Below are 26,357 nucleotides of genomic sequence, written 5' to 3'. Positions count from 1 at the left end.
TCCCGCCCCTGGACATCGGAGGCACTCAGGCGCGGGGTTGGGGCCGCGCGCGGTCGTAGCGGAAGGGGGCCAGGTCCACCGTGGGGCGCTCACCCAGCACGGCCTGCGTGACGAGCTTCGCGGTGATGGGCGCCAGGAGGATGCCGTTGCGGAAGTGCCCCGTGGCCAGGAAGAGGCCGGGCACCGGGCCTTCGCCCAGGTAGGGGCGCTGGTCCTCCGTCCAGGGGCGGAAGCCCGCCCAGGTCTCCGTCACCGGGGCCGGACCCAGCTCCGGGCACAGCTCCAGGGCCATGTCCAGGATGCGGGCCAGGCCCGCCGCCGTCACCTGCTTGTCGAAGCCCACCATCTCCATGGTGCTGCCGGCGATGACGCGCCCGTCCGCGCGGGGGACCAGGTAGCCCTTCGCGGACACGAGGACGCGCTCCAGCAGCGGCAGGCGTGTCTGGAATTGAACCATCTGCCCGCGCGCGGGCCGCACCGCCCGGGCCTCCACGCCCGCGCCGTGGACCATCGCGGACCAGGAGCCCGCGGCCACCACCACCGCGTCGGCGCGAAGCAGCTCGCCGTCCAGGTCCACGCCCACCGCGCGTCCGCCCTCCTGCGCGACGCCGCGCACATGGCCGGTGCGGAACTCCGCGCCCACCCGGGCGGCGGCCATGGTCAGCGCGCGCACCAGGAGCCGGTTGTCCAACTGGTGATCATCCGGGAAGTGGGCGGCGCCCACGGCCTTCGCGGAGAGGCGGGGCTCCAGGGCCCGGGCCGAGGCGCCGTCGAGCAGCTCCGCCCGGAGCCCCAGTCCGCGTTGCCACGCCACCGTGGCGTCCAGGTGGTGCAGGCCGGCCTCGTCGAAGGCGACCTTGAGGATGCCGCAGGGCCGGTAGGCCACGTCCACGCCGGACAGCTCGCGCAGCTCGGCGGCGAAGGCGGGGTAGAGGCCGCGGCTTCGCAGGCACAGGTCGAGGAAGGCGCCAGGGCCGTCGGACTCCATCTGGGGCGCCAGCATCCCCGCCGCCGCGCTGGAGGCCTCCGCGCCCGGGATGGACCGCTCCAGCACGGTGACGCGCACCCCCGCCTGCCGCAGCCGCAGCGCGATGCCGCAGCCCATGATGCCCCCACCCACGATGATGACGTCCGAGACTCGCATGGGCGCTTCCTGCTCGCCCGCGCGGGTGTTTGCAAGCGCCGCGCGGGCCCCGCCCCGGGCCCGGTTGACGGCGGGGCGCTTTGTCGCTACTCATGCTGCGATGCTCTTCGCGTCCCTTCACCATCACCATGCGCATCATCGGCTCGGCCCCGACGGGACCGTTCGCCATGCGCATGCCTGGGTGAGACGCTAGACGCACCCACCTCGGCACCTGCCGCAGCGACCGAAGGCCCGTCCCCCCAGGACGGGCCTTTTTTCGTTTCCGCGCCGTCTGTCCCCTCGCTGTCCCGAAGGTCCTCCCATGCTGCTGAAGATTGCACTGCCCAACAAAGGCCGCCTCTCGGACGAGGTCCGGGAGCTGTTCAATGACGCGGGGCTGGAGGTGCGCGCCCGGGGCGAGCGCGCGCTCACCGCGTCCCTGGGCGGCGAGTTCGAAGCCATCTTCGTCCGCGCCCAGGACATCCCGGAGTTCGTGGCCGACGGCGCCGCGCACGCGGGCGTCACCGGATGGGACCTGGTGTGCGAGGCCGGCCGCGAGCTGGACCTGCTGATGGACCTGGAGTTCGGCAGGTGCCGCCTGGTGGTGGCGGCGCGGGAGGAGAGCGGCCTCGCGTCACCAGCGGAGGTGAAGGCCGGGATGCGGGTGGCGTCCTGCTTCCCCCGGCTCACGCAGGAGTACTTCGCGAAGCGGGGGCAGCCGGTGGCGGTGGTGCCGGTGTCGGGCGCGGCGGAGATCGCCCCGCACCTGGGCATCGCGGACATCGTCGTGGACCTCACGTCCACGGGCTCCACGCTGAAGATGAACGGCCTGCGCGAGGTGGCCACGGTGCTGGAGTCCAGCGCGCGGCTGGTGGCCTGCAAGGGCAACTCCGCGGACGCGCAGCGGAAGCTGGACGAGCTGACGCAGGCCCTGGGCTCGGTGCTGGCGGCGCGCGGCAAGCGCTACCTGATGGCCAACGTGCCAAGGGAGGCGCTCATCCGCGTGCGAGAAGTCCTGCCGGGCCTCAATGGGCCCACCGTGGTGGACGTGCTGGATGGCGGGGACTTCGTGGCGGTGCACGCGGTGGTGCCGGCGAAGACCATCTACCGCACCATCAACGCGCTGAAGGCCCTGGGCTGCGAGGGCATCCTCGTCACCCGCATCGAAAGGTTGATGGCGTGATGGCGCTCCTCGCATCGTCGACGTTGAGGTACCGCGGTCCGCTGTCCGGGCTCTCACGGGAGGACCGCCAGCGGCTGTTGGATAGGGCCAGTGGCTCCGACGCGCGCGTCGCGCTGCGTGTGCGCGAGCTCATCGCCCGGGTCCGCGCGGATGGGGACAAGGCGCTCTTCGACCTCGCGCGGCAGTTCGACCGCGTGGAGCTGAAGGCGCTGGAGGTGCCCAGGGAGGCCTGTGCGGCGGCGCTCGCCGCGCTGGAGCCCGCCGTGCGGGAGGCGCTGGCTCGGGCCGCGCGGAACATCGCCCTGGCGCACGCGCCGCAGAAGCCGCGGTTGGTGGAGGTTGAGACAGAGCCGGGCGTGCTCGTGGGGCGGCGGCCCGACCCCTTGGGCCGCGTGGGCGTGTACGCACCTGGAGGCCGCGCGGTGTACCCCAGCAGCGTGCTGATGGGCGTGGTGCCCGCGAAGGTGGCTGGGGTGGGGGAGGTCATCGTGTGCTCGCCGCCGGGGCCGGACGGGTTGCCGCACCCCAGCGTGCTGGCGGCGGCGTCCCTGGCGGGCGCGGACCGCGTCTTCGCCCTGGGCGGCGCGGGCGCGGTGGCGGCCATGGCCCATGGCACGGAGAGCGTGCCCCGCGTGGACCGCATCGTGGGCCCGGGCAACGCCTACGTGGCCGAGGCCAAGCTCCAGGTGGTGGGCGCGGTGGCCATCGAGGCGCCCGCGGGCCCCAGTGAAATCCTGGTGGTGGCGGATGGCACGGCGGATCCGGCCGCGGTGGCGCGGGAGATGCTCGCCCAGGCGGAGCATGACCCGGAGGCGGCCTGTGTGACGCTGGCGCTGGGGGACGCGCTGGCGGACGCCATCGCCCAGGAGGTGGAGCGACAGGCCGAGCGCGCGAAGCGGTGGGAGATCGTCACCTCGGCGCTGGGCTCGCGCGGCGCGGTGTTGACCGTGGCGTCCCTGGAAGAAGCGTGGCCCTTCGTCGCGGACTTCGCGCCGGAGCACCTGCTCATCGCCACGGCGTCCGCCCAGGACGACCTGCGGCGGGTCCGCAACGCGGGCACCGTCTTCCTGGGCGAGCGCTCGTCGGTGGCCTTTGGCGACTACATGACGGGCTCCAACCACGTGCTGCCCACCGCGGGGCTGGCGCGGGCGTACTCGGGGCTCAACCTGCTCGACTTCTACCGGTGGACCACCTACCAGCGCGTGGCGCCGGCGGCCGCGGCGTCGCTGGCGGAGGACGTGGGGCGCCTGGCGGACAGCGAGGGGCTCTTCGCGCACGCGGACGCCGCGCGCGCCTGGGGGCGGACATGATTCCCCGGCGGCCCTCCTACCGGGACATCCCGCTGTACGCGCCGTCGAAGCGGCCGTGCCGGGTGGACCTGAGTGACAACACGAACCTCCATGGCGTCCCGCCCTCGGCTCAGCGCGTGCTGCGGGAGACGGCGCAGGACGTGTCGCGCTACCCCCGGGGCTACGCGCCGGACCTGCGCCGCGCGCTCGCGACGCGGGCCGGCGTTCCGCCCGAGTCGGTGACGACGGGGTGCGGCTCCGATGACGTCATCGACTCGGCGCTGCGCGCCTTCATGGAACCTGGAGACACGCTGGCCTTCCAGGACCCGACCTTCGTCATGGTGCCGCTGTTCGCGAAGGTGAACGGGCTCCGGGCGGTGCCCGTCCCGCTGACGCCGGACTTCGACGTGGACGCGGAGGCGCTGCTCGCGACGAAGGCCAGGGTCATCTACCTGTGCTCGCCCAACAACCCCACGGGCACCGCGCTGTCGCGTCCGGCGGTGGAGCGCGTGGTGGATGGCGCAGCGGGCATCGTCATCATCGACGAGGCCTATGCGGACTTCGCGCCGGGGATGGACTTCCTCGACCTGGGGCGAACGCGGCCCAACGTGCTGGTGACCCGCACCTTCTCCAAGGCCTTCGGGCTGGCGGGGTTGCGGGTGGGCTGGGGCGTCGGAGCGCCGGAGCTGGTGGCGGAAGTGGAGAAGGCGCGGGGGCCCTACAAGCTGACGAGCGTCGGGGAGGCCGTGGCCGTGTCGGTGCTGGCGGAGGACGGGGACTGGGTGCGCGCCCGCGCCGAGGAGGCCGTCGCCTGCCGTGAGCGGCTGCGTGGCGAGCTCCTGGCGCTGGGGCTCTCGCCGCTGCGTTCGGCGGCCAACTTCCTGATGGTGCCAGTGCCAGGCGCGCTGGCGGTGGCGGAGCGGATGCGGGAGCGGGACGTGAACGTGCGGGCCTTCCAGGCGCTGACGGGCGTGGGGGACGCGCTTCGAATCGGCGTGGGGCCCTGGCCCTTGATGGAGACAGCGCTGACGGCGCTGAGGGAGGCATTGCGATGAGAGTCACCTTGTTCGACTACGGCGCGGGCAACCTCCACTCCCTGGTCAAGGCCCTGGCCACGGCGCCGGGCGCGGAGGTGCGCGTGCAGGAGGACCCCTTGCGCGCGCTGGACACCGACGTGTTGGTGCTTCCGGGCGTGGGGGCCTTCGGGGCCGCGGTGGCACGGCTCGAGCCCGGACGCGAGGCCATGCGCGCCGCGCTGGAGCGGGGCCTGGCGTGCCTGGGCATCTGCCTGGGCATGCAGTTGCTTTTTGAGGGCAGCGACGAGGGCGAGGGCGCCGGCCTGGGGTACTTCGCGGGGCGGGTGACGCGGCTCGGGGCGAGGCGGGTGCCGGAGATGGGTTGGAACCAGGTGGAGGGTGACCGCACGTTGGCGGGCGCCCGGCTGGACACCGTGTACTACGCGCACAGCTTCGTCTGCCGCGCCGAGGATTCCTCGGTGGTGACGGGGTGGACGACGCACGAGGAGGACCGCTTCCCGGCGGCGGTGCGCAGAGGCCGGGTGGTGGGCGTGCAGTTCCACCCGGAGAAGTCCTCCGCGGTGGGCGTGCGCTTCGTCCAGGCCTTCCTCCAGGAGGTGGCGTCGTGATTGCGATTCCCGCCATCGACCTGCGCGAGGGCGCGTGCGTCCAGCTCGTGGGCGGCTCCTACGCGGCGGAGAGGGTCCGCGTGGATGATCCGCTGGAGGCGCTGAAGCAGTGGCGCGCGCACGGGTTCAGCGCGTTCCACGTCGTGGACCTGGACGCGGCGCTGGGCAAGGGCTCCAACGCGGACGCCATCTTCCGGCTCACCGCCTACGAGCGGGGCCTCACCTTCACCGTGGGCGGCGGCGTGCGCGACTCCGACCGGGTGGAGGCCGTCTTGTCGGGCGGGGCCGCGTGCGCGGTGGTGGGCACCCGCGCCATCGAGGACGGCGCCTGGCTGGCGGACGTCGCGAGCCGCTATCCCGGCCGGGTGGTGGTGGCCGCGGACGTGAAGGGGCGCGAGGTGGTGACGCGCGGCTGGACGGAAGGCAGCCGCCGCGACATCCGGGACGTGCTGGCGGCCTTCGAGCCGCTGCCGCTGGGCGGCCTGCTGGTGACGGCCGTCCACAAGGAGGGGCAGTTGTCGGGCGTGGACCTGCCGCTGATGCGGGAGGTGGCGAGCACCAGCCGGCACCGCCTGTACGCCTCCGGCGGCGTGACGACGTTGGAGGACCTGAGGGCACTGGCGGCGGCGGGGGCCTACGGGGCCGTCATTGGCATGGCGCTGTACACCGGAAGACTGGATGCGAGCGCAGTCGCTCGGGAGTTCGCGGGATGACCACTGTCATTCGTGAGACGAAGGAGACGCAGGTCCACGTGGAGGTGACGCCGGGCAAGGGCGCCACGCAGGTGGACACGGGGCTGAAGTTCTTCGACCACATGCTGGCCACCTTCGCGCGCTACGCGGGGCTGGACCTGACGCTGCGCGCGCGAGGGGACCTCACGCACCATGTGATGGAGGACGTGGCGATTACGCTGGGCACCGCGGTGCAGCGGGTGATTCCGGCCACGGCCGCGCGCTTCGCCGAGCGCACCATCCCCATGGACGACGCGCTGGTGCAGGCCTGCCTGGATGCGGGCGGCCGCTTCTACTACCAGGGCCCGCTGAAGAACCGGCTCTACGAGCACTGGATGCGCTCGTTCTGCGAGCACGCCCGCGTGACGCTGCACCTGCGGGTGCTGCGCGGAAAGGACAGCCACCACGCGACGGAGGCGGCCTTCAAGGCGCTGGGCCTGGCGCTGCGGGACGCCATGGTGGACTCGGGTTCGGTGTTCAGCATGAAGGGCTCCGTGGCCCTGGAGGTGAAGTGATGCTCACGCGGCGGCTCGTCGTCTGCCTGGACGTGAAGGGCGGGCGCGTGGTGAAGGGCGTCCAGTTCGAGGGGCTCCGCGACGTGGGCGACCCGGTGGCGCTGGCCCGGCGCTACGAGGCGGAGGGCGCGGATGAGGTGACGTTCCTCGACATCTCGGCCAGCGCCGAGGAGCGCGGCACCTTGTGGGAGCTGGTGCGGCGCACCGCGGAGCAGCTCTTCATCCCGCTGGCCGTCGGCGGCGGCGTGCGCACCGTGGAGGACGTGGGCCGGGCGCTGCGGGCGGGCGCGGACAAGGTGAGCATCAACTCCGCGGCGGTGGCCAACCCGGCCTTGCTCACCGCCTGCGCGGAGCGCTTCGGCGCGCAGTGCGTGGTGGCCAGCATCGACGCGAAGCGGGACGGCGACCGCTGGCGCGTCTACACCCACGGGGGCCGGAAGCCCACGGACCTGGACGCGGTGGCCTGGGCCCGTGAGTGCGTGGCGCGAGGGGCGGGGGAGGTGCTGCTCACCAGCATCGACCGGGACGGCGCGCGCCGGGGCTACGACGTGGCGCTGACGCGGGCCGTCTCGGAGGCGGTGGACGTGCCCGTCATCGCCTCGGGCGGGGCGGGTGACGCGGCGCACGTCCGCGACGCGTTCCACGAGGGCGGCGCCGACGCGGCGCTGGTCGCGGGCATCCTGCACGACGGCCTCACCACGGTGGGCGCCATCAAATCGCTGCTCCGCGAGAGCGGCCTTCACATCCGGAGCGTGACGTGACGAACGCGGGCAATCTGATGCAGGCCGCCGCCGAGCTGGCGCGGACGGCGGGGGACGTGGCGCTGGGCTTCTTCCGCGCGGGCATCGCGGTGGACACCAAGTCGGACGGCTCCCCGGTGACGGTGGCGGACCGCACGGCGGAGTCGCGCGCGCGGGAATGGCTGGAGGCGCGCTTCCCGGAGGACGGCATCCTGGGCGAGGAGTTCGGTGAGACGCGCCCGGGCGCGAGGCGCCGTTGGATTCTGGACCCCATTGACGGGACGAAGACGTTCATCCGCGGCGTCCCGCTGTGGGGCACGCTGGTGGCGCTGGCGGAAGGCGAGCGCGTCCTCGTGGGGGCCGCGTACTTCCCCGCGGTGGGCGAGCTGCTGGTGGCGGCGCCGGGGCAGGGCTGCTTCTGGAATGACCAACCCACGCGCGTGTCCACGCAGGCGGAGCTGGCTCGGGCCGTGGTGCTGTCCACCGATGAACGCTTCCCGGTGTACCCGGAGCGAGGCGCCGCCTGGCGCGCGCTCGCGCGGGACGCCGCCGTGGACCGGACGTGGGGGGATTGCTACGGCTACCTGCTGGTGGCCACCGGCCGCGCGGAGGTCATGGTGGACGAGCTGCTGTCGCCCTGGGACGGGGCGGCCCTCCAGCCCATCATCGAGGAGGCCGGCGGCGTGTTCACCGACTGGACCGGCAAGCGCACCGCGTTTGGAGGAAACGGAATCGCCACCAACGCGGCGCTGGCTCGCGTGGTGCGGGAGCGGCTGGGCGCCGTGGAGGCTCGCTGATGCTCGACCTGGACTCGCTCGACTTCACCAAGGGCAACGGCATGGTGACGGTGGTCACCCAGGACGCGCGCACCGGTGACGTGCTGATGGTGGCGCACGCGGACCGTGAAGCGTTGGAGCGCACGCTGGCCACGGGGGAGATGCACTACCGTTCGCGCACGCGCGGCTTGTGGCACAAGGGCGCCACCAGCGGAAACGTGCAGCGCGTGGTGGCGCTCCGCGCGGACTGTGACGGCGACGCGGTGCTCGCGCGCGTGGAGAAGGCGGGCCCCGCGTGTCACACCGGGGAGGAGACCTGCTTCGGCCCGGGGCGATGGGACGCGCTGGCCGCGTTGGATGACACGCTCGCGCGGCGCGCCGCGCCCGAGCCCCCGTCCGGTGACGCACCGCCGAGCTACACGCGCCGCCTGATGGACGACCGCAACCTGCGCTTGAAGAAGCTGGGGGAGGAGGCCGCGGAGCTGGTGACGGCGTGCGCGGACGCGGATCCACGGCGCGCCGTGGAGGAGGCGGCGGACCTGCTCTACCACGTGCTCGTCGCCGTCCGGCCGCTGGGGCTCACGCTCGACGACGTGAAGGCCGTCCTCGCCCGTCGCGCCGCGCGCTGATCAACCCGCGCGTTCGACACGCAACACAATCCGGCGAATCCTGGAGATGTCGCCGCTCTATACGTGTTTTCCCTGAGAGTCAGAGTCGCCCCGAGTGGATTTGTCCGTCGCGGCTGCAGGGTGACGCCGTGGCGCCGGCGAAATGAATTCCGGTTCAGGTGTCGTGCCCTTCAACGAATGGAGTGTTCCTGCTACAGATCCGACCGCACGGCAGCGTGGAAAGCCGGGCGGGTGCCGGTCAGGCGCTCGCCTCACCGGAGGCATCGTGAACGGCCCGACCTACAAAGCGGAGATCATCGACCGAGTCATCTTCTCCCGCTGGGAGAATCCTCCGACGAAGGAGGACGTGACGCTGGTGCTGGCGCAGATGCAGGAGGCGGCTTCGCGGCTCAACACGAACCTCATCTACGTGGGGTCGGTGAGCTCGAAGTCGAAGGTGCCCGACGCGAACGAGCGCACCGTGCTCAACCAGTTCCTCATGGATGCCCGCCGGACGTGCGTGGAGCAGGCGTGGCTCATCTATGAGGGCACCGACCTGCAGCACAACCTCCAGCGCGTCATCATCTCGGGCGTGCTCATCCTCACCCGCACCTTCGACAACTTCCTGTCGGTCGCGAAGTCGGGTGACTCCATCATCAAGGACGTGAGCGCGGTGCTGAAGAAGGACGCCGCGCCCCTCTTCACCCTGGCCAGGGAGCGCGGCCTCCTCGTCTGACGGTCGCGGCGCCTTCACCGGGCGCCGTGGACCTCCAGCTCCTTCAACTCGGTGTCCGCGCGCTCGGGGAAGACGCTCACCGCGTCCACGTCGCGCAGCGGCACCGGGAGCGGGCACTGCTCCCACTGGCCCGTGCCGTTGAAGCGGCACACGGTGGGGTTGACGAAGGCGAAGCCCTTCTCCGGGTCCTTCAGCCCGACGCCCTGTGGCGTCCGGACGATGGCTCGCACCGTCCCCGGGCCCGTGGCGCGGACGCTCACCGACACGAGCTGCTTCAGCGTGGGCGCATAGCTCGCGCGCAGCGCGCCGTCGGCCTCCCAGCGCTCGCCCCGGAGCGCCATGCCCACCGCGACGCCCGTGTGCTCATCCCGGTCGAACGCCTGGTGGCCGGGCTCCGTGCCCTCGGTGCGGTCCGGCTCCACCGGGCCCGTCTCCGGGGGTGTGGGGGCCGCGGCCAGGGCCACCAGCGAGGGCGTTGGCGCCACCAGGTTCGCCGCCGCCGCGCGCAGCAGCGCGTCATCCAGGTGCCCCGCCCGCGAACACAGCGGCGCCAGCTCCCCGACGAGCGAGCGCACGGGGGGCCGCACGGTGATGCCCGATTGGGCCGCGGGCGCGAGCCCCAACTGGACGAGCGAGGCGCAGGCCCCTCCCGTGCCTGCCCCCGCGTGCGCCAGGTTCCAGCGGGCGCTCGCGGCGTCGACGTTCGGCCCCACGGCAGCGCTCAGCAGGGCCTGGCCCACGGCCTGGGCGCACGGATTGACGGCCGCGGGGCAGCGCTCGCACAGCGTGGCGAGCAGGCCACGAAGCGGCGTGGCTTCTCCCTCGGATAAGGGCGACCGGGCATCCAGGGCCGGCCCCAGCGCGCAGGCGCGGACCGGCGGCTGACCGCATGCGTCGAGCCGCCCGCGGGCGCTCTCCTGGACCTGTGCGTCCTGGGGCGCGCGGAGGGCGCTCTCCAGGGCCCGCTCCAGCGTGCGGCACTCTGGGGCGGCGGCGGGGCCGGGGCCGCCCGGGGCCCGGGTCAGGCGCTCTGGAGGCGGGCTGGGCGCTTCCTCCGGGTGCGTCACGCACCACAGGCGTCCGAAGGCGATGAGCGCGACCAACATCAAGAGGACGGTTCGGAGCGGGAAACGGCGCACGAGCAAACTCCTTGATTCCAACCGGGACCGGGGGTTATCAGCCCCACCGGGTTCCATCCGCAATAATTACGGAGGCGTGCGTGGCTGAGACGTTCGACGTGGTGATCATCGGTTCGGGCCCTGGCGGCTACGTGGGCGCCATTCGCGCGGGTCAGCTCGGCCTGAAGACGGCCATCATCGAGAAGGACAAGCGGCTGGGCGGCACCTGCCTCCACCGCGGCTGCATCCCGACCAAGTCCCTGCTGTGGACCGCGGAGCTGTTCCACCACGTCCGCGAGGCGGCCGACTTCGGCATCGACGTGAGCAGCCCGGCCATCAACTGGCCCAACGCGATGAAGCACAAGGACAAGGTGGTCACCAAGGGTGCCAACGGCATCGACTTCTTGATGAAGAAGAACAAGGTGACGGTGGTGAAGGGCCACGGCCGCATCGCCGGCAAGGGCAAGGTGGAGGTCACCGCCGAGGACGGCTCCAAGCAGGTCCTGGAGGCGAAGAACATCATCATCGCCACGGGCTCGGTGCCCAAGTCCCTGCCCAACGTCCCGGTGGACCACAAGCGGGTCCTGAACAGCGACTCCATCCTGCAGATCGACCGCGTCCCCAAGAGCATCATCGTGCTGGGCGCCGGCGCGGTCGGCTGCGAGTTCGCCTCCGTGTTCAACCACGTGGGCAGCAAGACGGCCATCGTGGAGTACATGCCCGCGCTGCTCCCCATCGAGGACGCGGACATCTCCAAGGAGCTGGAGAAGATCTTCAAGCGCCGCGGCATCGACGTGCACACCGGCTCCGCGGTGGAGAAGGTCGAGCACACGGCGGACGGCGTGCGCGTCACCATGAAGGTGGGCAACGAGACCAAGACGCTGGAGGCGGAGATCCTCCTGTCGGCGGTGGGCCGCTCGCCCGTCACCGAGGACGTGGGCCTGGACAAGACGAGCATCAAGTCCGAGCGCGGCTACATCAAGGTCGACTCGATGCTCCGCACCTCCGAGCCGAACGTCTACGCCGTGGGCGACATCATCCCCACGCCGATGCTGGCGCACATGGCGAGCGCGGAGTGCGTGGTGGCGGTGGAGCACATCGCCGGGAAGAGCCCGCAGCCCATCAACTACGACCTGACGCCGTCGGCCACGTACTGCTACCCCGAGGTCGCCTCGGTGGGCCTGACGGAGAAGAAGGCCAAGGAGCGCGGCTACGACGTCAAGGTGGGCATCGCGCCGATGGGCGCCGTGACGAAGGCCGCCATCTCCAACGAGGCCACCGGCATGATCAAGATCGTGTCGGACCGGAAGTACGACGAGGTCCTCGGCGTGCACATCATCGGGCCGCACGCGACGGAGCTGCTGGCCGAGGCGTGCGTCGCGCTGAAGCTGGAGATCACCACCGAGGAGCTGGCCAACACCATCCACGCGCACCCGACGCTGTCGGAGATCGTGCACGAGGGCGCCGAGGCCACGCTGGGTCACCCGCGCCACTTCTAGGCGGCGGACGCCTCGCCTGAGGTTCCAGGGGCCGTCCCGGTGCGCCGAGGACGGCCCCTCGTTTTTCCGGCTCCCGCCGCCACGCGAGGCGACGGTCCCCTGGCTGCCCGGCGGTGGCCCCGCGCCCGGACTGTCCCCGGGCGGCGAGGGCATTAGAGAAGAGGCGACAACTGGCGGACGGCTGGTGGATGCTGACGCCTCGCGTCAGTGGCTTCCGCTTGAACGTCCTCCGTCCAACCCATAGAAGGCCCGCGATCCATGGCGACTCCCGACCGGTTCCCTCTCCCCCAGGTGACTGAGACCACCCGCAAGCCGGAGTGGCTGAAGGTGCGGCTCCCGCACGGAGATGGCTACGAGCGCGTCAAAGCCATCGTGAAGCGGACGAAGCTGGCCACGGTGTGCGAAGAGGCCCGCTGCCCGAACATCGCCGAGTGCTGGGGTGGTGGCACCGCCACGGTCATGCTCATGGGCGAGGTGTGCACGCGCGCGTGCCGCTTCTGCCACGTGAAGGTCGGCGCGCCTCCGCCGCTGGATCCGATGGAGCCCATCCATCTGGCCCAGGCGGTGAAGGAGATGAACCTGGAGTACATCGTCGTCACGTCCGTGAACCGGGATGACCGGCCGGACGGCGGCGCCAGCCACTTCGCCTCCGCCATCCGCGAGCTGCGCCGGGAGAGCCCGCGCACCATCGTTGAGGTGCTCATCCCGGACTTCAAGGGCGTGGAGAAGGACCTGACCACCGTGGCGGAGGCAAAGCCCCACGTGGTGGCGCACAACGTGGAGACGGTGGAGCGGCTGACGCCGACGGTGCGCGACCGGCGCGCCCACTACCGCCAGTCCCTGCGCGTGCTGGAGTACCTCAAGCGCCGCCCCGAGGGCCTGTACACCAAGACGTCCGTCATGGTGGGCCTGGGGGAGACGGACGCGGAGCTGGAGCAGACGTTCAAGGACCTGCGCGACGTGGGCGTGGACGTGCTGACGCTGGGCCAGTACCTGCAGCCGTCGCAGTACCACCTGCGCGTGGAGCGCTTCGTCACGCCCGCCCAGTTCGAGGCGTACAAGGCGCTGGCCGAGTCCTACGGCTTCCTCTACGTGGCGTCCGGTCCGCTGGTGCGGTCCAGCTACCGGGCCGCTGAGTTCTTCATGAAGGGCCTGATGGAGCGCGAGCGGCTCGAGCGGCTCGGCTGAGCCACGGCGCCCTGATTCATGGCTTGACCCCACACCCCTGCTTCCCGGAAAGACGACCCCATGGCGATCTTCGAATTCAAGCTCCCCGACCTCGGTGAAGGCGTGATGGAGGGTGAGTTGGTGAAGTGGCACGTGAAGGCGGGGGATTCCGTCAAGGAAGACCAGGTGCTCGCCGAGGTGATGACGGACAAGGCCACCGTCACCGTCCCCGCGCCCAAGGCGGGCCGTGTCGTGCAGACGCATGGCAAGGAAGGGGACATGGCGAAGGTGCACCAGCTCCTCGTCACGCTGGAGGTCGAGGGTGACGCGCCGGCGCAGGCCGGTGGCCATGGTGAGGCGAGCGCGCCGGCGGCGGCGCCCGTGGCCGCCGCGCCCGCGGCGGGTGGCAATGGCGGGGGGGCGCCTGCCTCGTCGTCCAAGGTGCTGGCCACGCCGGTGACGCGGCGGATGGCGCGCGAGCACGGCCTGGACCTGTCGGCGATTCCCGGCACCGGGCCGCAGGGCCGCGTGACGAAGGCGGACGTGGTGGCGGCGCTGGAGGGTGGCGAGAAGAACGTGGTGGCGGCTCCGGCCGCGCAGCAGGCGCGCCCCGCGGCGCCCCCGGTCAGCTCGGGCGCTTCGGATGAGCGCATCCCGCTTCGGGGCCTGCGCAAGAAGATCGCGGAGAAGATGGTGCGGTCGAAGTTCACCGCGCCGCACTTCGCCTTCGTGGAGGAAGTGGACGCCACGGACCTGGTGGCCCTGCGCGCGCGGCTGAACGCGCAGCTCGCGGCGGCCGGGGAGAACCTCAAGCTCAACTACCTGCCGTTCATCATCAAGGCGACGGTGGCTGCGCTGAAGAAGTTCCCGCACCTGAACGCGAACTTCGACGAGGCCAGGCAGGAGCTGGTGGTCCGCGGCGAGTTCAACATCGGCATGGCGGCGGCCACGCCGGACGGCCTCACCGTGGCGGTGGTGAAGAACGCGGACCGGCTGACGCTTGGGGAGCTGGCGCGCGAGACGGCCCGCCTGGGCGCCGCCGCGCGGGACCGCAAGCTGAAGATGGAGGAGCTGACGGGCGGCACCTTCACCATCAGCTCGCTGGGGCAGAGCGGCGGCCTGTTCGCCACGCCCATCATCAACCACCCCGAGGTGGGCATCCTCGGCGTGCACCGCCTGAAGAAGCGCCCTGCGGTGGTGGGTGACCAGGTCGTCGTGCGCGACATGATGAACCTGTCGCTGTCGTGCGACCACCGCGTCATCGACGGCTCGGTGGCGGCGGACTTCACGTACGAGATCATCAAGTACCTGGAGAAGCCGGACCTGCTGTTCCTGGCCATGGCGTGAGGTGAGCGCCGTGGCAGGTCCACGCCCCTGACCGTGAAGGGGCGTGGTGGCCCTGGGGCCGGGCCGGGGAGCGCCTGGCGGCGGGGACCTCGTTCGAGGGCCGCGCGCGGGTGCCCCGAGCCGGTTAGGCTCACGCCGTATGGCTGAGAACCCTCGCGAGCTGATCCGCGCCGCGCAGTCCGCCGAGACACAGGGGGACGTAGCCCGCGCCGTGGAGTGCCTCCAGAAGGCGGCGGAGCTGTATCGCCAGTCGGGCAACCCGTCCCGCGCGTTGCAGTTGCTGCGGCATGCGCAGCGTCTGGACGGCAGCCGCGCGGACATCGCGGATGCGGTGAACCGGCTGGAGTGGATGCCGGAGCCCGCGCGCGCCCGGCATGGGCCGGAATTGGACGGCGAAGCGGGGGTGCCCGCGTCCGGGCTGGACGCCGAGCTCCTGCCGGAGGTCGTCCACCGCCAGCGGCTCATCGAGGATGCGCTGCGCGAGGCGGCCCTGGTCGCGGGTGACGACACGCCCGCGGGTGCTGCCCCGTCCTGGGTCATCGAGACGGAGGCCGCGGAGGATTCCCAGCGGCTCGAAGCGCAGCTCGCGCGCGTCGCCGGCGAGGTCGATGACGGCGAGGTTCCAGGCTCGCAACCCAGCGCGAGCGCGGGGGGGCAGGGCGACAGTGCGTCCGCGCCGGGCTGGGGCGTGGTGCTGTCCGGAATGAACGTTCCGTCCGCAGCCATGGCGCCGGTGGCGTCCGTCTCTGCATGGGCGCCCGGAATGAACGTTCCGTCCGGCGCCAGGCCTCAGCCGGAGTCCAGCGTCGTCGCAGTGCCCGGAACGGACGTTCCGTCCGCGTCCACGCCCTTGGCGGAGCGCGCCACGCAGGGAGCGCTCCAGGATGCCGCGGGTGACCGGGAGCTGCCGGGCGCCGCGGAGTTCGCGACGCCACGGCCTTCGCCACGGGCGGGGGCCCTGGATGACGGCACGCCGCAGAGCGCCGACGCGCTCGGAGCGGCGCCGCCCAGGCGACGCAGGGAAGCACGGCTCATCGAGCGCGGGCCCACGCGCGCGGACGCGGCGCTCGACGCCTGGTGCTCCTTCTGCTGCCGGCCGCGCACGGACACGGGGGACCTGGTCGCCGGTCCCGCGGGCGCGTTCATCTGCAAGAGCTGCCTCAACGAGTCGCAGTCCCTGCTGGGCGACGTCGCCCCGAAGCCTCCGCCAGTGGTGTCGCGGACGGAGCGGCCCGCGGAGCCCGTCATGGGGCTCGTGGGGCAGCAGGCCACGCAGGCACTGCTGACGCAGTCGCTGGAGGCCCAGGCGCGGTGTCTCCTCGTCGTCGGGCCCGAGGGTAGCGGCAAGAGCGTCTGGTTCCAGCAGCTCCAGCGGGAGGGCGTGGGCGTCATCACCGCCGTCGCGGACCTGGATGGGTCCGGCACCTCACGCGTCCTGCTGGTGGAGGACGTGGAGCGGCTGGACGCCGCGGCGCACGCGGCGCTGCGAGCCTTCCTGGCCCGGGACCATCGGCCTGCGGTCGTGCTGGGCGCGCGAGGTCTGGGCTCGGAGGCCCGTGGCCTCACACTGCGCGACGAAGTGCGGAGCGCTCCAGTGCTCACCACCGCGGCGCTGAGCCAGGCGGTCCGCGGCGCCGTGCCCACGGACCTCCTGGAGCACGTGCAGGTGCTCCTGCCGCTCCAGGTTCCCACCCACGCTGAATTCATGGAGATCGCCCGTCAGCGCCTGGCCGCGCGCGCGCCCGCGGTCTCCGTCGCCGAGGACGTGCTCGCGGCGCTGGCCCAGGAGGCCGGGCGCTCCCCCCGTGCGGGACATGAGCTGCACGCCCTCCTCAACCGGGTGCCCACGGGGACGTGGAGCCTGGCCCCCACCGAGAAGGCCGCGTCCGCGCGGAAGGCCCGAAGGAAGCGAACGTCATGAACACCATCACCGTCTACCGGCTGGGCCGCGTGGAGTACGAGGACGGGCTCGAGCTGATGCGCCTCTTCAGCGAGTCCCGCCGCGAGGGGCTCTCCGGCGATGTGCTGCTGCTCCTGGAGCACCCGCCCATCCTCACGCTGGGCCGCGCCGCGAAGCGCGAGAACATCGTCGCCAGCGACGCGCGGTTGGCACAGGAGGGCGCCGAGGTCTTCGAGACCAACCGTGGAGGCGACGTCACCTACCACGGCCCCGGTCAGCTCGTGGGCTACCCCCTGTTCCTGCTGCCGGAGGACCGGCGCGACGTGCGCCGCTACGTGCGCGACGTGGAGCGCTCCGTCATGCAGGTGCTGGCCCGGTGGGGCATCACCGCGGGGCCCATCCCCAAGTGGCCCGGCGTCTGGATTGGCGAAGAGGGTGCACCCGACGCGCGCAAGGTGGCCGCCATTGGCGTGCACCTGTCCCGCTGGCTCACCACGCACGGCTTCGCGCTCAACGTGAACACGAACCTGGACCACTTCCAGCTCATCGTCCCCTGTGGCATCCGCGAGGCGGGCGTCACGTCGATGCAGCGCGAGCTGGGCCGCGCGCTCCCCATGGCCGAGGTGGAGGACGCCATCGCCGACAGCTTCTGCGCCGTGTTCGACAGCGAGCGCGTGGATGCGCCGGAGCCCATGCGGACGGTGAGCATCGCCGTGGTGAAGGGCCATGGCCCGGAGGCGCGGGTGCTGCTCGTGCGGCGCCGTCCGGAGCGCGGGGGCTTCTGGCAGGTCCTCACGGGACGGCTCGAAGCGGGGGAGTCGCCCGCGCGGGCCGCCGCGAGGGAGCTGGAGGAGGAGACGGGCCTGCGCGCGCCGCTGGTGGACCTGACCTACCGCCACGCCTTCGCCCTGGGGGACGCGTTGCCCCCCAGGCTGGTGGAGGAGCACGGCTTCGCCGTCCAGGTGCCGCCGGACGCGGACGTGCGCCTGGGCGCCGAGCATGACACCTTCGAATGGGTGGACGTGCCCACGGCCCTGGAGCGGTTGCCCTTCCGGGGCCTGCGGGAGACGGTGAAGCGCGCGGTGGCGGGGACGGGCCCTACAGCTTGAGGACCAGCGACTCCCGGGCGGCGATGGCGTCCGGGCGGTGCTTGCGCACCTGACGCAGCAGCCGGTCCATGCCGGCGTCGTCGCGGGACGGGTCGTGGTGGAAGAGCACCAGCTTCTTCACGCCGGCCTCGTCCGCCGCGCGCACCGCGGCCTGCCAGGTGGAGTGGCCCCAGCCGGTGCGCGCCGGCCCGGTGCGCCCGTGGTACTCGTCCTCGGTGTACATGGCGTCGTAGATGAGGACGTCCGCGTCCCGGGCGAAGTCGTAGAAGGCGGCGTCCATGTCGGTGCCGTGCTCCAGGTCGGTGGCATACACCACCGAGCGGCCCTGGCACTCCACGCGGTAGCCCAGGTTGCCGCCCGGGTGGTTCAGCTCGATGGTGCGCACCGTCGCCGGGCCCAGCTCCAGCGTCTGCGTGGCGGCCAGGTCCGTGTACGAGAGCCGCGCCCGGAACACGCCGTCCGCCGTCACCGGGAAGTACGGCGGCACCATCTGCCCGCTGAGGAGCTGCTTCACCGACTGCCCGTGCCGTGACGGCCCGTAGATGGTCAGCGTGCTGGTGGGCAGGAACATGGGGCCGAAGAAGGGCAGCCCCTGCAGATGGTCATAGTGGTAGTGCGAGATGAAGATGGAGCCCTTCACCGGCTGCTTCTTCGCCAGCAGGGCGTGTCCCAGGGCCCGCGCGCCCGTGCCCAGGTCGAAGATGAGCAGCTCCTCACCGCAGCGGACCTCCACGCACGGGGTGTTGCCCCCGTAGCGCTGGGTGCGAGCCCCGGGGGAGGGGATGGAGCCGCGCACGCCCCAGAAGCGCACCTCGAAGGGTACGCGGGCCTGGTTGCGCGCGACGGTGTTGCGCCGCCGCGCGGGGGGCTTCTCAGCCTGCCTTGGCTTCCGTGTCGTCGTCCTCGGCGAAGAGCTCAATCAGGTGCCCCGTACGCTCGCGCTTCGTCCTCAGGTAGTCGACGTTATGCGGATTGTGCTCGGTCCGGGAAGGGATTCGACGCCGCACGGGGATGCCTTCTTCGACCATGCCCGCGATCTTCAGCGGGTTGTTCGTCATCAGGTCCACCGAGCGCACGTCCAGGCTCCGCAGCATCTCCGCCGCGATGTCATAGGTGCGCAGGTCGTCCGCGAACCCGAGCTGCCGGTTGGCCTCGTAGGTGTCCAGGCCCTTGGCCTGGAGCGCATAGGCCTTGATCTTGTTCCCCAGGCCGATGCCGCGCCCCTCCTGCCGCAGGTAGAGGACGACGCCCTGACCCGCCTGGGCGATGAAGTCCAGTGAGCGGTCCAACTGCTCACGGCAGTCGCACTTCAGGCTGCCGAAGACCTCGCTGGTGAGGCACTCGGAGTGGATGCGGACCGGCACGCCCTCATCGCCGGACACCTGTCCCACCACGAGCGCCACGTGCTCGCGGCCGTTGCGCTTGTCCCGGAAGACGATGGTCCGCAGCGTGCCGCGCTCCGTCGGAATGTCCGCTTCGGAGAAGCGCTCCAGATGCTGCGTGGGCTTTCGGGTCGGAAGGACCTGAGGTGACCGAATATCCGACATGTTGAATCTCTCCAGATGCGGGCCCCTGTTTGGAGTCCTCAGGTTCGCAAGTCAAGGCGGGCTCGAACTTTTGAACACGAGCCCACCACGAGGATGCTTCGCGGCGTCCTTTGTTCCTCAGGCCACCCATGAGAGCGGGAGCAGTTCTACCGTGTCCCCCTCCGACAAGCTGCTGGCTTCGCGGGGGAAGTGCAGCAGGTGGGTGGCCGCCGTGGCTGAACGCAGGACACCGGACGTTTGTGTCGCCAGCGGACGGGCCCACAGGTTGCCTTCTCGCCAGGCGGCCGTGACGCGGACGAAGTGGGCCAGCCCCGCGGGCTTGGTGAGCCGGCCCTCCAGGCGACCGGGCACGCGTCCGGGCGCCACCTGCGAGTGCCCGAGCAGCCGGCGAAGGGCAGGGCGCACGAAGAGCTCGAAGGTCACCAGGGATGACGTGGGATTGCCCGGAAGTCCGAAGAACAGCGTGGCCCCGCGCCGGCCCACGAGCAGCGGCTTTCCCGGCTTGATGGCGACGCGCCAGAAGTGCTGCTCCACGCCCAGCGCGGCCAGGACCTCCTTCACGTAGTCGCGCTCACCCACGGACACGCCAGCGCTGGTGAGGACCACGTCGAACCCCTCCAGCCCGGACAGCGCGGCCGCCACCGCGTCCCGCGTATCCCGGGCGATGCCCAGCAACGTGGGGACGCCGCCCGCGCGGCGGACGGCCAGCGCCAGTGACGGGGCGTTGGTGTCCACGATGCGGCCGTTGGGAGGCTCGTCCGCGTGGCACAGCTCATCGCCGGTGGAGAGGATGGCCACCCTCGGCGCGCGAGCCACGGGCACGGCCTGCCGGCCCTGGGCCCAGAGCAGGCCCAGCTCGGGGATGCCCAGCGGGGTGCCGCGCGCCAGCAGCAACTGCCCTTCCCGGGCATCCTCGCCCCGGGGCCGGACGAACTGGCCCGGCCTTGCCGCCTCCAGCACGTCGACCTGATCCGCGCCGCCCCGTACGGCCGGCCGGGTGCGCTCGCGCATCACCACCGCGTCCGCGCCCTCCGGGAGCGGGGCGCCCGTCATGATGCGGGCGCACACGCCGGCCACCAGGGGGCGCTGCGGCGTCCCGCCGGCGTAGAGGGTCTCCCCGACGTCGAGCCGGACGGGCAGGGGGCCGCCCAGGTCGGCGCTGCGCACCGCGTAGCCGTCCATGGCCGAGTTGTCCCAGGGGGGGAGCGTGCGCTGCGCCGTCACGTCCTCGGCGAGCACCCGCCCCAGGGCGTCATCCAGGGGGAGCCACTCGGAGGGGAGGGGCGCGCACAGGGCCAGGATCTGCGACCGGGCATCTTCCTCCGGTCGCAATGTGGCGGAGTCGTTCATGCTCGGCTTATAGCCATGCCATGGCCCTGTGGCTCGGCTCCTGTTCGCGAACAAAGTCCGTGGGATAATCAAGTGTTAGTTTGACAGCCTACCTGATCACCGTTACAAGCAACGGTGATCGCGAGGCTTGCCTGCCCTCTGGGTGGGTCGCCAACCCGTTGAAAGGACACGGGAACTCTCAAGGAGACTGCGTCGATGGCCAAGCCCAAGTCCGGGGCCAAGAAGACGACTCCCGCTGGCAAGGCTGGCGCAAAGCCCGCTGCGAAGAAGGACTCCGCTGCCCGGCTGGACCTGATCAAGAACGCCTCCAAACGGGTGGCGAAGGCGGCGACGAAATTGGCGAAGGCGGCATCGGACGTCACGAAGGGGGCCAAGGGCGCGGTGAAGAAGGCCGCGCAGGAGAAGGCCACCGCGAAGAAGGCCGCCCCCGCTGGGAAGACGGCCTCGGCCGCCAAGGCCGCCCCCGCCGCGAAGGCCCCCAAGGCGCCTCCGGCGAAGGCCCCTCCCTCGAAGGCGCCTCCCGCCGCGAAGGCCGCCGCGGGCGCCAAGACGGCGAAGGCGAGCGCGGTCCCCGTCGCTCCGCCGGTGGAACGGCCCCGTCCCCGCGCCACCAAGCTCCCGCCTCCGGGTGATCCCCTCACCAAGCGTGAGATGGAGCAGCTCCTGACGGCCGGTGAAGGCCGCGGCGTCACGGGCGAGGGGAGCCTCAAGGGCCGCCTGGTCGTCACCAACGACCTGCCGCACCTGGTGGTCGTGGGCCGCGACAAGCGCGAGCTGACCTTCCTCTTGCAGGGCCCGGATCAGGAGGTCCTCCCGGCCTACGTGGACCACAAGGTCTCCGTCAGCGGCCTCATCCGCAAGACGACCAACCACGGCGGCGTGGTGGACGTGCGCAAGTACTCGGCGAAGAAGCCGGACGCCGAGGCGGTGGAGGCCGCCCCGGCGGAGACGGAGGAGCGGCTGCGCTACCTGTCGCCCGGTGAGGTCTCCATGGTGACGGCGGCCGGCATGGGCGCGGGCATCAAGGGCTTCGCGGGGGTGCGTGGCAACCTGGAGATGACGGGCGAGGAGTTCGTGCTCGTCGTGTCCAACGGCGGCACGCGCCAGCAGGTGTCCTTCATCATCGAGGGCAAGGCCGCGGGCAAGCCCCTGCGCAAGCACGTGGGCCACACGCTCCAGGTGCAGGGCGTCGTCGACAAGACGTCCGGCTGGGGTGGCCGCATCGCGGCGGAGAACGTGGAGCCGCGTCCGTCCGAGGCGCGCGCCGTGTCGCGCGACGAGATGGAGCTGGTGCACATCGAGGGGGAGGTCCCCACGTCAGTGGACGTGCGCCTCAACCACGGCCTCACCGTGCGCCTGCCCGAGCAGCCCGGCTTCACGTGGGCCATCGAGCCCACGGTGGCCAAGCGCGTGGGCCTGCGCGAGGCCAACTTCGAGCCCGCGCCCGAGGACGGTCCCGGCACGCGCGAGTTCTTCTTCACCCCGCGCAACCCGGGCACTTTCGAGGTGGAGTTCTTCCTGGCCAAGGCGCTGTCGCCCGGCCTGGTGGACCGCACCTTCAAGATCAACGTCACGGTCAAGCCCTGAGGGTCGCCGCCCGGAGCAGGTTCCGGGGGGGCGGCCGGTCGCCGGGGGGTTCCCGTCCGGCCGCTTCGGGCTTACCCGTTCCCGTAGCGGCCGAGCCGCGACCCCACCGTGAGCCTTTCTCCAGATCTCCTCAAGCAGCTCCTCGCAGAAGCAGACCACCCGCTGGGCATCAAAGAGCTTCTCCGGCTCGCGGGCCTGCACCCTGGACAGCAGACAGAGCTCAAGCGCACCCTGCGCGAGCTCGTCCGCCAGGGCGACATCCTCAAGGAAGGCAAGCGCTTCGTGCCCCGGCAGCCCTCGCGGCGCGAGGCCGACGCGCGCGCCCGGGAGCCGGGTGCTCCTGAGGCGTGGCGTCAGCGGACCGCTGGTGGCTTCCGCGACGGCGCCTCCGGCCGAGGCGCGCGGCACACGCCTCCCCGCGTGGGGCCCGGGGGCTATGCGGCCCGCCGGCAGGAAGGGGACGCGCGCGGCAAGGGCTCGGGCTGGCAGGAGCGCGGCCCAGGGCGTGAGCGCCGGGGGGCCCCGAAGCAGGGAGGTGGCTTCCGGCGGGAGCGGGCGGAGCGGCCCGGCCGCCGCGGGCGCTTCAGCGAGGCCGAGGGACAGGACCTGCTGGAAGGCATCCTCCACGTCCACCGTGACGGCTTCGGTTTCGTGCACCCGTCGTCGGGGGAGGGGGACAACGTCTTCCTGCCGCCGCACGAGGCGCAGCGCGCGCTCGACAATGACCGGGTGGTGGTGGCCGTCTCCGGGAGGCCTCCTCGCCTGGAGGGCCGGCTCGTCCGCGTGGTGCAGCGCCGCCGCGAGCTGGCGGTGGGCACCTACGTGGTGAAGGGCCGCTACGCGGTGGTGTACCCCACGGACTCCAGCCTGCCGGGCCCCATCCGCGTGCCGCTGACGCAGATGGCGCGCGAGGGTGACCTGGTGAAGGTCCAACTGGGCATCGGCGCCCAGATGTTGGATCCGGACCGGGGCCTGCACGGCGAGGTGGCCGGCTCCCTGGGCAAGCCTGGAACGCCGGGCGCGGAGGTGCTGGGCGTCGCCTACTCGCAGGGCTTCTCCGACGAGTTCCCGCCGGAGGTCATGAGCGAGGCGGACCGCTACGCGGTGCGGGTGTCGGACGAGGAGGCCCGCGGCGAGCAGCGGCGCGACCTTCGCGCGATGCCGCTCATCACCATCGACGGTGAGGACGCCCGCGACTTCGACGACGCCGTCTACGTGGAGGACCGGCCGGACGGGTGGCGGCTGGTGGTGGCCATCGCGGACGTGTCGCACTACGTGTGGGAGGGCAGCGCGCTCAACACGGAGGCGCTGCGCCGGGCCACGTCCGTGTACCTGCCGGACCGGGTGCTGCCCATGCTTCCGGAGCGGCTGAGCAACGGCATCTGCTCCCTGCGCCCGGACGAGGACCGGCTGTGCATGGTGGCGGACATGACGTACGACCGCCGCGGCCACCGCCAATCCCATGACTTGTACCCGGCGGTGATGCGCAGCGCGGCGCGGTGCACGTACAACGAGGTGCAGGACGTCCTCGACGGCAAGGACGTGCCGCACCGCAACGCGCTCAAGCCCCACTTCGAGCGGCTGATGGCGCTGGCCCGCGCGCTGATGAAGATGCGCAAGGAGCGGGGCGCCATCGACTTCGACCTGCCCGAGCACAAGGTGGTCCTGGGCGAGGACGGCCTGCCCGAGCGCATGGACAAGCGCGAGCGCAAGGACAGCCACCGGCTCATCGAGGAGTGCATGCTCGCCGCCAACGAGGCGGTGGCCATGTTCTTCCAGGACGAGGGCCTGCCCACGGTGTACCGGTTCCACGGCGAACCGGACCCGGAGAAGCTGGCCACCTTCGCGGCGCTGGCGGAGGCCTATGGCTTCAAGATGCGCGTCGAGGACGGCGTGGCGTCGAAGGAGCTGGATGCCTTCATCAGCCAGCTCCAGGGGCACCCGGAGCAGCGAGCCCTGAACCAGCTCCTGCTGCGCTCCATGATGCAGGCCATCTACACGTCGTCGCGCGTGGGCCACTACGGCCTGGCCGCCGAGCACTACCTGCACTTCACGTCGCCCATCCGGCGCTACCCGGACCTGTTGGTGCACCGGCTGCTCAAGGCGCACTGGGCCCGGCGGGGCCGCAAGCCTTCACCGTCGATGCTGGAGCGCGAGGAGGACCAGCTCGAGGACATGGCCGCGCAGTGCTCCGAGCGCGAGCGCGCGGCGATGCAGGTGGAGCGGGAGGTGGTGTCCTTCTACGCGTGCCTGATGATGAAGGACCGCGTGGGCGAGGAGTTCGCCGCCACGGTGGCGGCCATCACCGACTTCGGCTTCTTCGTCGAGCTGGACGAGGAGCACGTCGAAGGCCTGGTGAAGGCGGAGACGCTGGGGCCCGGCGCGAAGCTGGACAAGCTGACGCACTCCCTGGTGTACGCGAATGGCCGCCGCGTGCGGGTGGGGCAGAAGCTGCGCGTGCGGCTGACGTCCGTGAACGTGACGGCGAAGAAGATCGACTTCGAAGCGCTCCAGTTCGAGGGCGAGGCGCCACTGAGTCGCGCCGGGACGGCGGGTGCGCAGCCGCACCGGCGTCAGGCGTGGATGGCCGAGGCGCCTTCTCATCGCGAGCGGGGCGGACGGCGGGAACAGCGCGAGCAGCGCCCGGGGCGCCGGGAACGCGAAGCCGCGGGCCGGGGGCCTTCTCAAGGGACTCGTGAGGAGATGGACGCGGGACGTCCGCGTGGGCGGTTCTCTCGCGATGGTCGTCGCGAGGAGGCCGCGCCTCACCGGAATGAGCCGCGCTTCCCACCCAGGGCTCCCGAGGGACAGGGCACGCAGCCGACCGAGTCACCGGCGTGGTCCAAGCGCAGGACGTTCATCCGCCCGGAGCCGCCCGTCGCGGCGCCCGTCGCCGAGACAGCCGCACCACGGCCGCCTGAAGCGCCGTCCGCGCCCGCTCCGTGGGAGGTGCCCACGGGCGAGGAGGGGGCCCGGTCTCCACACCCCGGCTTCGACCGGATTCGCGCGCTGGCCGCTCAGCGGCACGGTGGGGCCGATACCCGCGGCGCGGGACCTGGCCGGCCGCACGCGAAGCAGAAGCCACAGGGCGGACCCGGGCCTCGGTACCCCGCGCCCAAGCCCAGGCCCCCGTCCGAGGACGGCAAGGCCTTCTCGATGGAGCCTCCACGCCCTCCGCCTGAGGACGAGCAGGCCTTCTCGATGGAACCGCCGCGTCCTCAGCCCGAGGCACGCGTTGAAGCACCCGCGCGCGTGCTCGCGCCCGCCCACGTCAAGGCCGAGCCAGCGGCTCCCACGCCAGTGGCGGAGGGGCCCGTTTCGTCCGCGCCCACCCGCGTCGACAGGCCCAAGGCCGCCGAGCCAGCGAATGAGGCTCCGGCTCAGAAGGGGCAGGCTGCCGAGGTGAAGTCGGCGGCGCTGAAGGCCGAGCGAACTCCGCCTCGACAGGAGGTCGGGGAGGGTGCCAGCAGGAATGCCAAGGACAAGAATGCGGCTCCCACGCAGGCCGCCACGGCTGCTGGAGCGAAGGCGGCGGTAAGTGCGCCCGCGAAGAAGGCCGCTGGAGTGAAGGCGGCGGTAAGTGCGCCCGCGAAGAAGGCTGCTGGAACGGCGGCGGTAAGTACGCCCGCGAAGAAGGCTGCGGGAACGGCGGCGGTAAGTACGCCCGGGAAGAAGGCTGCGCGGAAGGCCCAGGTGCAGGTTCCCGCGAAGAAGGCTGCGGGAACGGCGGCGGTAAGTACGCCCGGGAAGAAGGCCGTTACGTCGAAGGCGACGGTAAGTGCGCCCGCGAAGAAGGCTGCTGCGCCGGAGGCCCAGGTAAAGGTGTCTGCGAAGCAGGCCATTGCGTCGAGGGCGACGGCAAATGTGCCCGCGAAGAAGGCCGTTACGTCGAAGGCGACGGTAAGTGCGCCCGCGAAGAAGGCTGCTGCGCCGGAGGCCCAGGTGCAGGTTCCCGCGAAGCAGGCCACTGCGTCGAGGGCGACGGTAAATGTGCCCGCGAAGAAGGCCGTTACGTCGAAGGCGACGGTAGGTGCGCCCGCGAAGAAGGCTGCTGCGCCGGAGGCCCAGGTAAAGGTGTCCTCGAAGGAGGCCGCCGCGCCGAAGGCCCCGGTGAAGGTGCCCACGAAGAAGGCTGCTGCGCCGGAGGCCCAAGTAAAGGTGTCCTCGAAGGAGGCCGCCGCGCCGAAGGCCCCGGTGAAGGTGCCCACGAAGAAGGCTGCTGTGCCGAAGGCCCAGGTGAAGGTGCCCGCGAAGCAGGCGAAGGCGTCGGGCGCCGCGAAGCAGGCGAAGGCGTCGGGCGCCGCGAAGCAGGCGAAGGCGTCGGGCGCCGCGAAGAAGCAGGGGCCTTCCGGGAGCAAGAAGCGCTGAGACCGACGCGGCCCGCCTT

General features: G+C 71.8%; 22 protein-coding genes. 17 read left to right on the top strand and 5 right to left on the bottom strand.

The window, feature by feature from the left end:
• Positions 1 to 25: 25 nt before the first annotated feature.
• A complete protein-coding gene (gene thiO / locus MYMAC_RS20915) occupies positions 26 to 1,144 on the bottom strand; it encodes a glycine oxidase ThiO (RefSeq protein WP_095959356.1) in 1,119 nt (372 codons plus the stop codon).
• A 301-nt stretch (positions 1,145 to 1,445) separates the two neighbouring features.
• Here thiO and hisG point away from each other — a divergent pair, with 301 nt between their 5' ends.
• From hisG to MYMAC_RS20865, 10 genes are all read left to right on the top strand, one after another.
• Positions 1,446 to 2,306 carry an ATP phosphoribosyltransferase gene (hisG, locus tag MYMAC_RS20910; protein WP_013940836.1) on the top strand — a complete coding sequence of 287 codons (861 nt, stop codon included), beginning with the start codon at positions 1,446 to 1,448 and terminating at the stop codon, positions 2,304 to 2,306.
• Positions 2,306 to 3,616, top strand: a complete 1,311-nt coding sequence (gene hisD, locus MYMAC_RS20905; protein ID WP_204816847.1) for a histidinol dehydrogenase — start codon at positions 2,306 to 2,308, stop codon at positions 3,614 to 3,616. Before hisG ends, hisD begins: the two co-directional genes overlap by 1 nt.
• Complete coding sequence (locus MYMAC_RS20900; protein WP_095959354.1) at positions 3,613 to 4,650, top strand: pyridoxal phosphate-dependent aminotransferase; 1,038 nt, start codon at positions 3,613 to 3,615, stop codon at positions 4,648 to 4,650. The genes hisD and MYMAC_RS20900 overlap by 4 nt, the downstream gene beginning before the upstream one ends.
• On the top strand, positions 4,647 to 5,240 hold the full coding sequence (gene hisH / locus MYMAC_RS20895; RefSeq protein WP_095959353.1) for an imidazole glycerol phosphate synthase subunit HisH: 594 nt from the start codon (positions 4,647 to 4,649) through the stop codon (positions 5,238 to 5,240). The genes MYMAC_RS20900 and hisH overlap by 4 nt, the downstream gene beginning before the upstream one ends.
• Positions 5,237 to 5,953, top strand: coding sequence for a 1-(5-phosphoribosyl)-5-[(5-phosphoribosylamino)methylideneamino]imidazole-4-carboxamide isomerase (locus MYMAC_RS20890; protein WP_095959352.1), 717 nt, complete (start codon positions 5,237 to 5,239; stop codon positions 5,951 to 5,953). Before hisH ends, MYMAC_RS20890 begins: the two co-directional genes overlap by 4 nt.
• A complete protein-coding gene (locus tag MYMAC_RS20885) occupies positions 5,950 to 6,486 on the top strand; it encodes an imidazoleglycerol-phosphate dehydratase (RefSeq protein WP_095959351.1) in 537 nt (178 codons plus the stop codon). Before MYMAC_RS20890 ends, MYMAC_RS20885 begins: the two co-directional genes overlap by 4 nt.
• Positions 6,486 to 7,247, top strand: coding sequence for an imidazole glycerol phosphate synthase subunit HisF (gene hisF / locus MYMAC_RS20880; RefSeq protein ID WP_013940830.1), 762 nt, complete (start codon positions 6,486 to 6,488; stop codon positions 7,245 to 7,247). The genes MYMAC_RS20885 and hisF overlap by 1 nt, the downstream gene beginning before the upstream one ends.
• Complete coding sequence (gene hisN, locus MYMAC_RS20875) at positions 7,244 to 8,023, top strand: histidinol-phosphatase (protein WP_095959350.1); 780 nt, start codon at positions 7,244 to 7,246, stop codon at positions 8,021 to 8,023. The genes hisF and hisN overlap by 4 nt, the downstream gene beginning before the upstream one ends.
• On the top strand, positions 8,023 to 8,631 hold the full coding sequence (gene hisIE, locus MYMAC_RS20870) for a bifunctional phosphoribosyl-AMP cyclohydrolase/phosphoribosyl-ATP diphosphatase HisIE (protein WP_095959349.1): 609 nt from the start codon (positions 8,023 to 8,025) through the stop codon (positions 8,629 to 8,631). The genes hisN and hisIE overlap by 1 nt, the downstream gene beginning before the upstream one ends.
• Before the next feature lie 265 nt (positions 8,632 to 8,896).
• Positions 8,897 to 9,346, top strand: coding sequence for a hypothetical protein (locus MYMAC_RS20865; RefSeq protein WP_013940827.1), 450 nt, complete (start codon positions 8,897 to 8,899; stop codon positions 9,344 to 9,346).
• A gap of 14 nt (positions 9,347 to 9,360) precedes the next feature.
• Here the strand turns inward: MYMAC_RS20865 and MYMAC_RS38400 are convergent, their stop codons facing one another.
• Positions 9,361 to 10,485: a hypothetical protein gene (locus tag MYMAC_RS38400; protein ID WP_275663002.1), complete on the bottom strand. Its 1,125-nt coding sequence runs from the start codon at positions 10,483 to 10,485 to the stop codon at positions 9,361 to 9,363.
• Between the two features lie 80 nt (positions 10,486 to 10,565).
• Here MYMAC_RS38400 and lpdA point away from each other — a divergent pair, with 80 nt between their 5' ends.
• The 5 genes from lpdA to lipB all read left to right on the top strand — a co-directional run bounded on the left by lpdA (position 10,566) and on the right by lipB (position 17,486).
• Complete coding sequence (lpdA, locus tag MYMAC_RS20855; RefSeq protein WP_095959347.1) at positions 10,566 to 11,963, top strand: dihydrolipoyl dehydrogenase; 1,398 nt, start codon at positions 10,566 to 10,568, stop codon at positions 11,961 to 11,963.
• Positions 11,964 to 12,221: 258 nt separating this feature from the next.
• Positions 12,222 to 13,151 carry a lipoyl synthase gene (lipA, locus tag MYMAC_RS20850; protein WP_013940824.1) on the top strand — a complete coding sequence of 310 codons (930 nt, stop codon included), beginning with the start codon at positions 12,222 to 12,224 and terminating at the stop codon, positions 13,149 to 13,151.
• Positions 13,152 to 13,211: 60 nt separating this feature from the next.
• The gene (locus MYMAC_RS20845) at positions 13,212 to 14,477 is read left to right on the top strand and encodes a dihydrolipoamide acetyltransferase family protein (protein ID WP_095959346.1); all 1,266 of its coding nucleotides are present in this window, start codon (positions 13,212 to 13,214) and stop codon (positions 14,475 to 14,477) included.
• Between the two features lie 139 nt (positions 14,478 to 14,616).
• A complete protein-coding gene (locus MYMAC_RS20840; protein WP_239988924.1) occupies positions 14,617 to 16,398 on the top strand; it encodes a ClpX C4-type zinc finger protein in 1,782 nt (593 codons plus the stop codon).
• Positions 16,395 to 17,486, top strand: coding sequence for a lipoyl(octanoyl) transferase LipB (gene lipB / locus MYMAC_RS20835; protein WP_095959344.1), 1,092 nt, complete (start codon positions 16,395 to 16,397; stop codon positions 17,484 to 17,486). Before MYMAC_RS20840 ends, lipB begins: the two co-directional genes overlap by 4 nt.
• On the opposite strand, the gene MYMAC_RS20830 is transcribed toward lipB, so the two are convergent.
• The 3 genes from MYMAC_RS20830 to MYMAC_RS20820 form a co-directional block, all read right to left on the bottom strand.
• The gene (locus MYMAC_RS20830) at positions 17,476 to 18,297 is read right to left on the bottom strand and encodes an MBL fold metallo-hydrolase (RefSeq protein WP_095959343.1); all 822 of its coding nucleotides are present in this window, start codon (positions 18,295 to 18,297) and stop codon (positions 17,476 to 17,478) included. The two genes, lipB and MYMAC_RS20830, sit on opposite strands and share 11 nt — an antisense overlap.
• Before the next feature lie 61 nt (positions 18,298 to 18,358).
• A complete protein-coding gene (ribA, locus tag MYMAC_RS20825) occupies positions 18,359 to 19,033 on the bottom strand; it encodes a GTP cyclohydrolase II (RefSeq protein ID WP_013940819.1) in 675 nt (224 codons plus the stop codon).
• A 117-nt stretch (positions 19,034 to 19,150) separates the two neighbouring features.
• The gene (locus MYMAC_RS20820; RefSeq protein ID WP_095959342.1) at positions 19,151 to 20,383 is read right to left on the bottom strand and encodes a molybdopterin molybdotransferase MoeA; all 1,233 of its coding nucleotides are present in this window, start codon (positions 20,381 to 20,383) and stop codon (positions 19,151 to 19,153) included.
• Positions 20,384 to 20,578: 195 nt separating this feature from the next.
• On the opposite strand from MYMAC_RS20820, the gene MYMAC_RS20815 reads away from it, so the two are divergent.
• Together MYMAC_RS20815 and rnr are read left to right on the top strand one after the other, a co-directional pair.
• The gene (locus MYMAC_RS20815) at positions 20,579 to 21,970 is read left to right on the top strand and encodes a protease inhibitor I42 family protein (protein ID WP_095959341.1); all 1,392 of its coding nucleotides are present in this window, start codon (positions 20,579 to 20,581) and stop codon (positions 21,968 to 21,970) included.
• A 108-nt stretch (positions 21,971 to 22,078) separates the two neighbouring features.
• Positions 22,079 to 26,338: a ribonuclease R gene (rnr, locus tag MYMAC_RS20810; protein WP_095959340.1), complete on the top strand. Its 4,260-nt coding sequence runs from the start codon at positions 22,079 to 22,081 to the stop codon at positions 26,336 to 26,338.
• Positions 26,339 to 26,357 lie beyond the last annotated feature (19 nt).

It is taken from the genome of Corallococcus macrosporus DSM 14697 (assembly GCF_002305895.1).
GTDB classification, from domain to species: domain Bacteria; phylum Myxococcota; class Myxococcia; order Myxococcales; family Myxococcaceae; genus Myxococcus; species Myxococcus macrosporus.
Note: the sequence above shows the minus strand (reverse complement) of the source record. Positions and strands in the feature narration are given on the sequence as shown.

Bases quoted from the DNA above. Each gene is read 5' to 3' on its own strand.
- thiO (WP_095959356.1), bottom strand. From the start codon at position 1,144: ATGCGAGTCTCGGACGTCATCATCGTGGGTGGGGGCATCATGGGCTGC.
- MYMAC_RS20900 (WP_095959354.1), top strand. From the start codon at position 3,613: ATGATTCCCCGGCGGCCCTCCTACCGGGACATCCCGCTGTACGCGCCG.
- hisIE (WP_095959349.1), top strand. From the start codon at position 8,023: ATGCTCGACCTGGACTCGCTCGACTTCACCAAGGGCAACGGCATGGTG.
- MYMAC_RS20820 (WP_095959342.1), bottom strand. From the start codon at position 20,383: ATGAACGACTCCGCCACATTGCGACCGGAGGAAGATGCCCGGTCGCAG.
- lipB (WP_095959344.1), top strand. From the start codon at position 16,395: ATGAACACCATCACCGTCTACCGGCTGGGCCGCGTGGAGTACGAGGAC.
- hisH (WP_095959353.1), top strand. From the start codon at position 4,647: ATGAGAGTCACCTTGTTCGACTACGGCGCGGGCAACCTCCACTCCCTG.
- MYMAC_RS20845 (WP_095959346.1), top strand. From the start codon at position 13,212: ATGGCGATCTTCGAATTCAAGCTCCCCGACCTCGGTGAAGGCGTGATG.
- MYMAC_RS20840 (WP_239988924.1), top strand. From the start codon at position 14,617: ATGGCTGAGAACCCTCGCGAGCTGATCCGCGCCGCGCAGTCCGCCGAG.
- lipA (WP_013940824.1), top strand. From the start codon at position 12,222: ATGGCGACTCCCGACCGGTTCCCTCTCCCCCAGGTGACTGAGACCACC.
- hisF (WP_013940830.1), top strand. From the start codon at position 6,486: ATGCTCACGCGGCGGCTCGTCGTCTGCCTGGACGTGAAGGGCGGGCGC.
- MYMAC_RS20815 (WP_095959341.1), top strand. From the start codon at position 20,579: ATGGCCAAGCCCAAGTCCGGGGCCAAGAAGACGACTCCCGCTGGCAAG.
- hisD (WP_204816847.1), top strand. From the start codon at position 2,306: ATGGCGCTCCTCGCATCGTCGACGTTGAGGTACCGCGGTCCGCTGTCC.
- ribA (WP_013940819.1), bottom strand. From the start codon at position 19,033: ATGTCGGATATTCGGTCACCTCAGGTCCTTCCGACCCGAAAGCCCACG.
- hisG (WP_013940836.1), top strand. From the start codon at position 1,446: ATGCTGCTGAAGATTGCACTGCCCAACAAAGGCCGCCTCTCGGACGAG.
- MYMAC_RS20885 (WP_095959351.1), top strand. From the start codon at position 5,950: ATGACCACTGTCATTCGTGAGACGAAGGAGACGCAGGTCCACGTGGAG.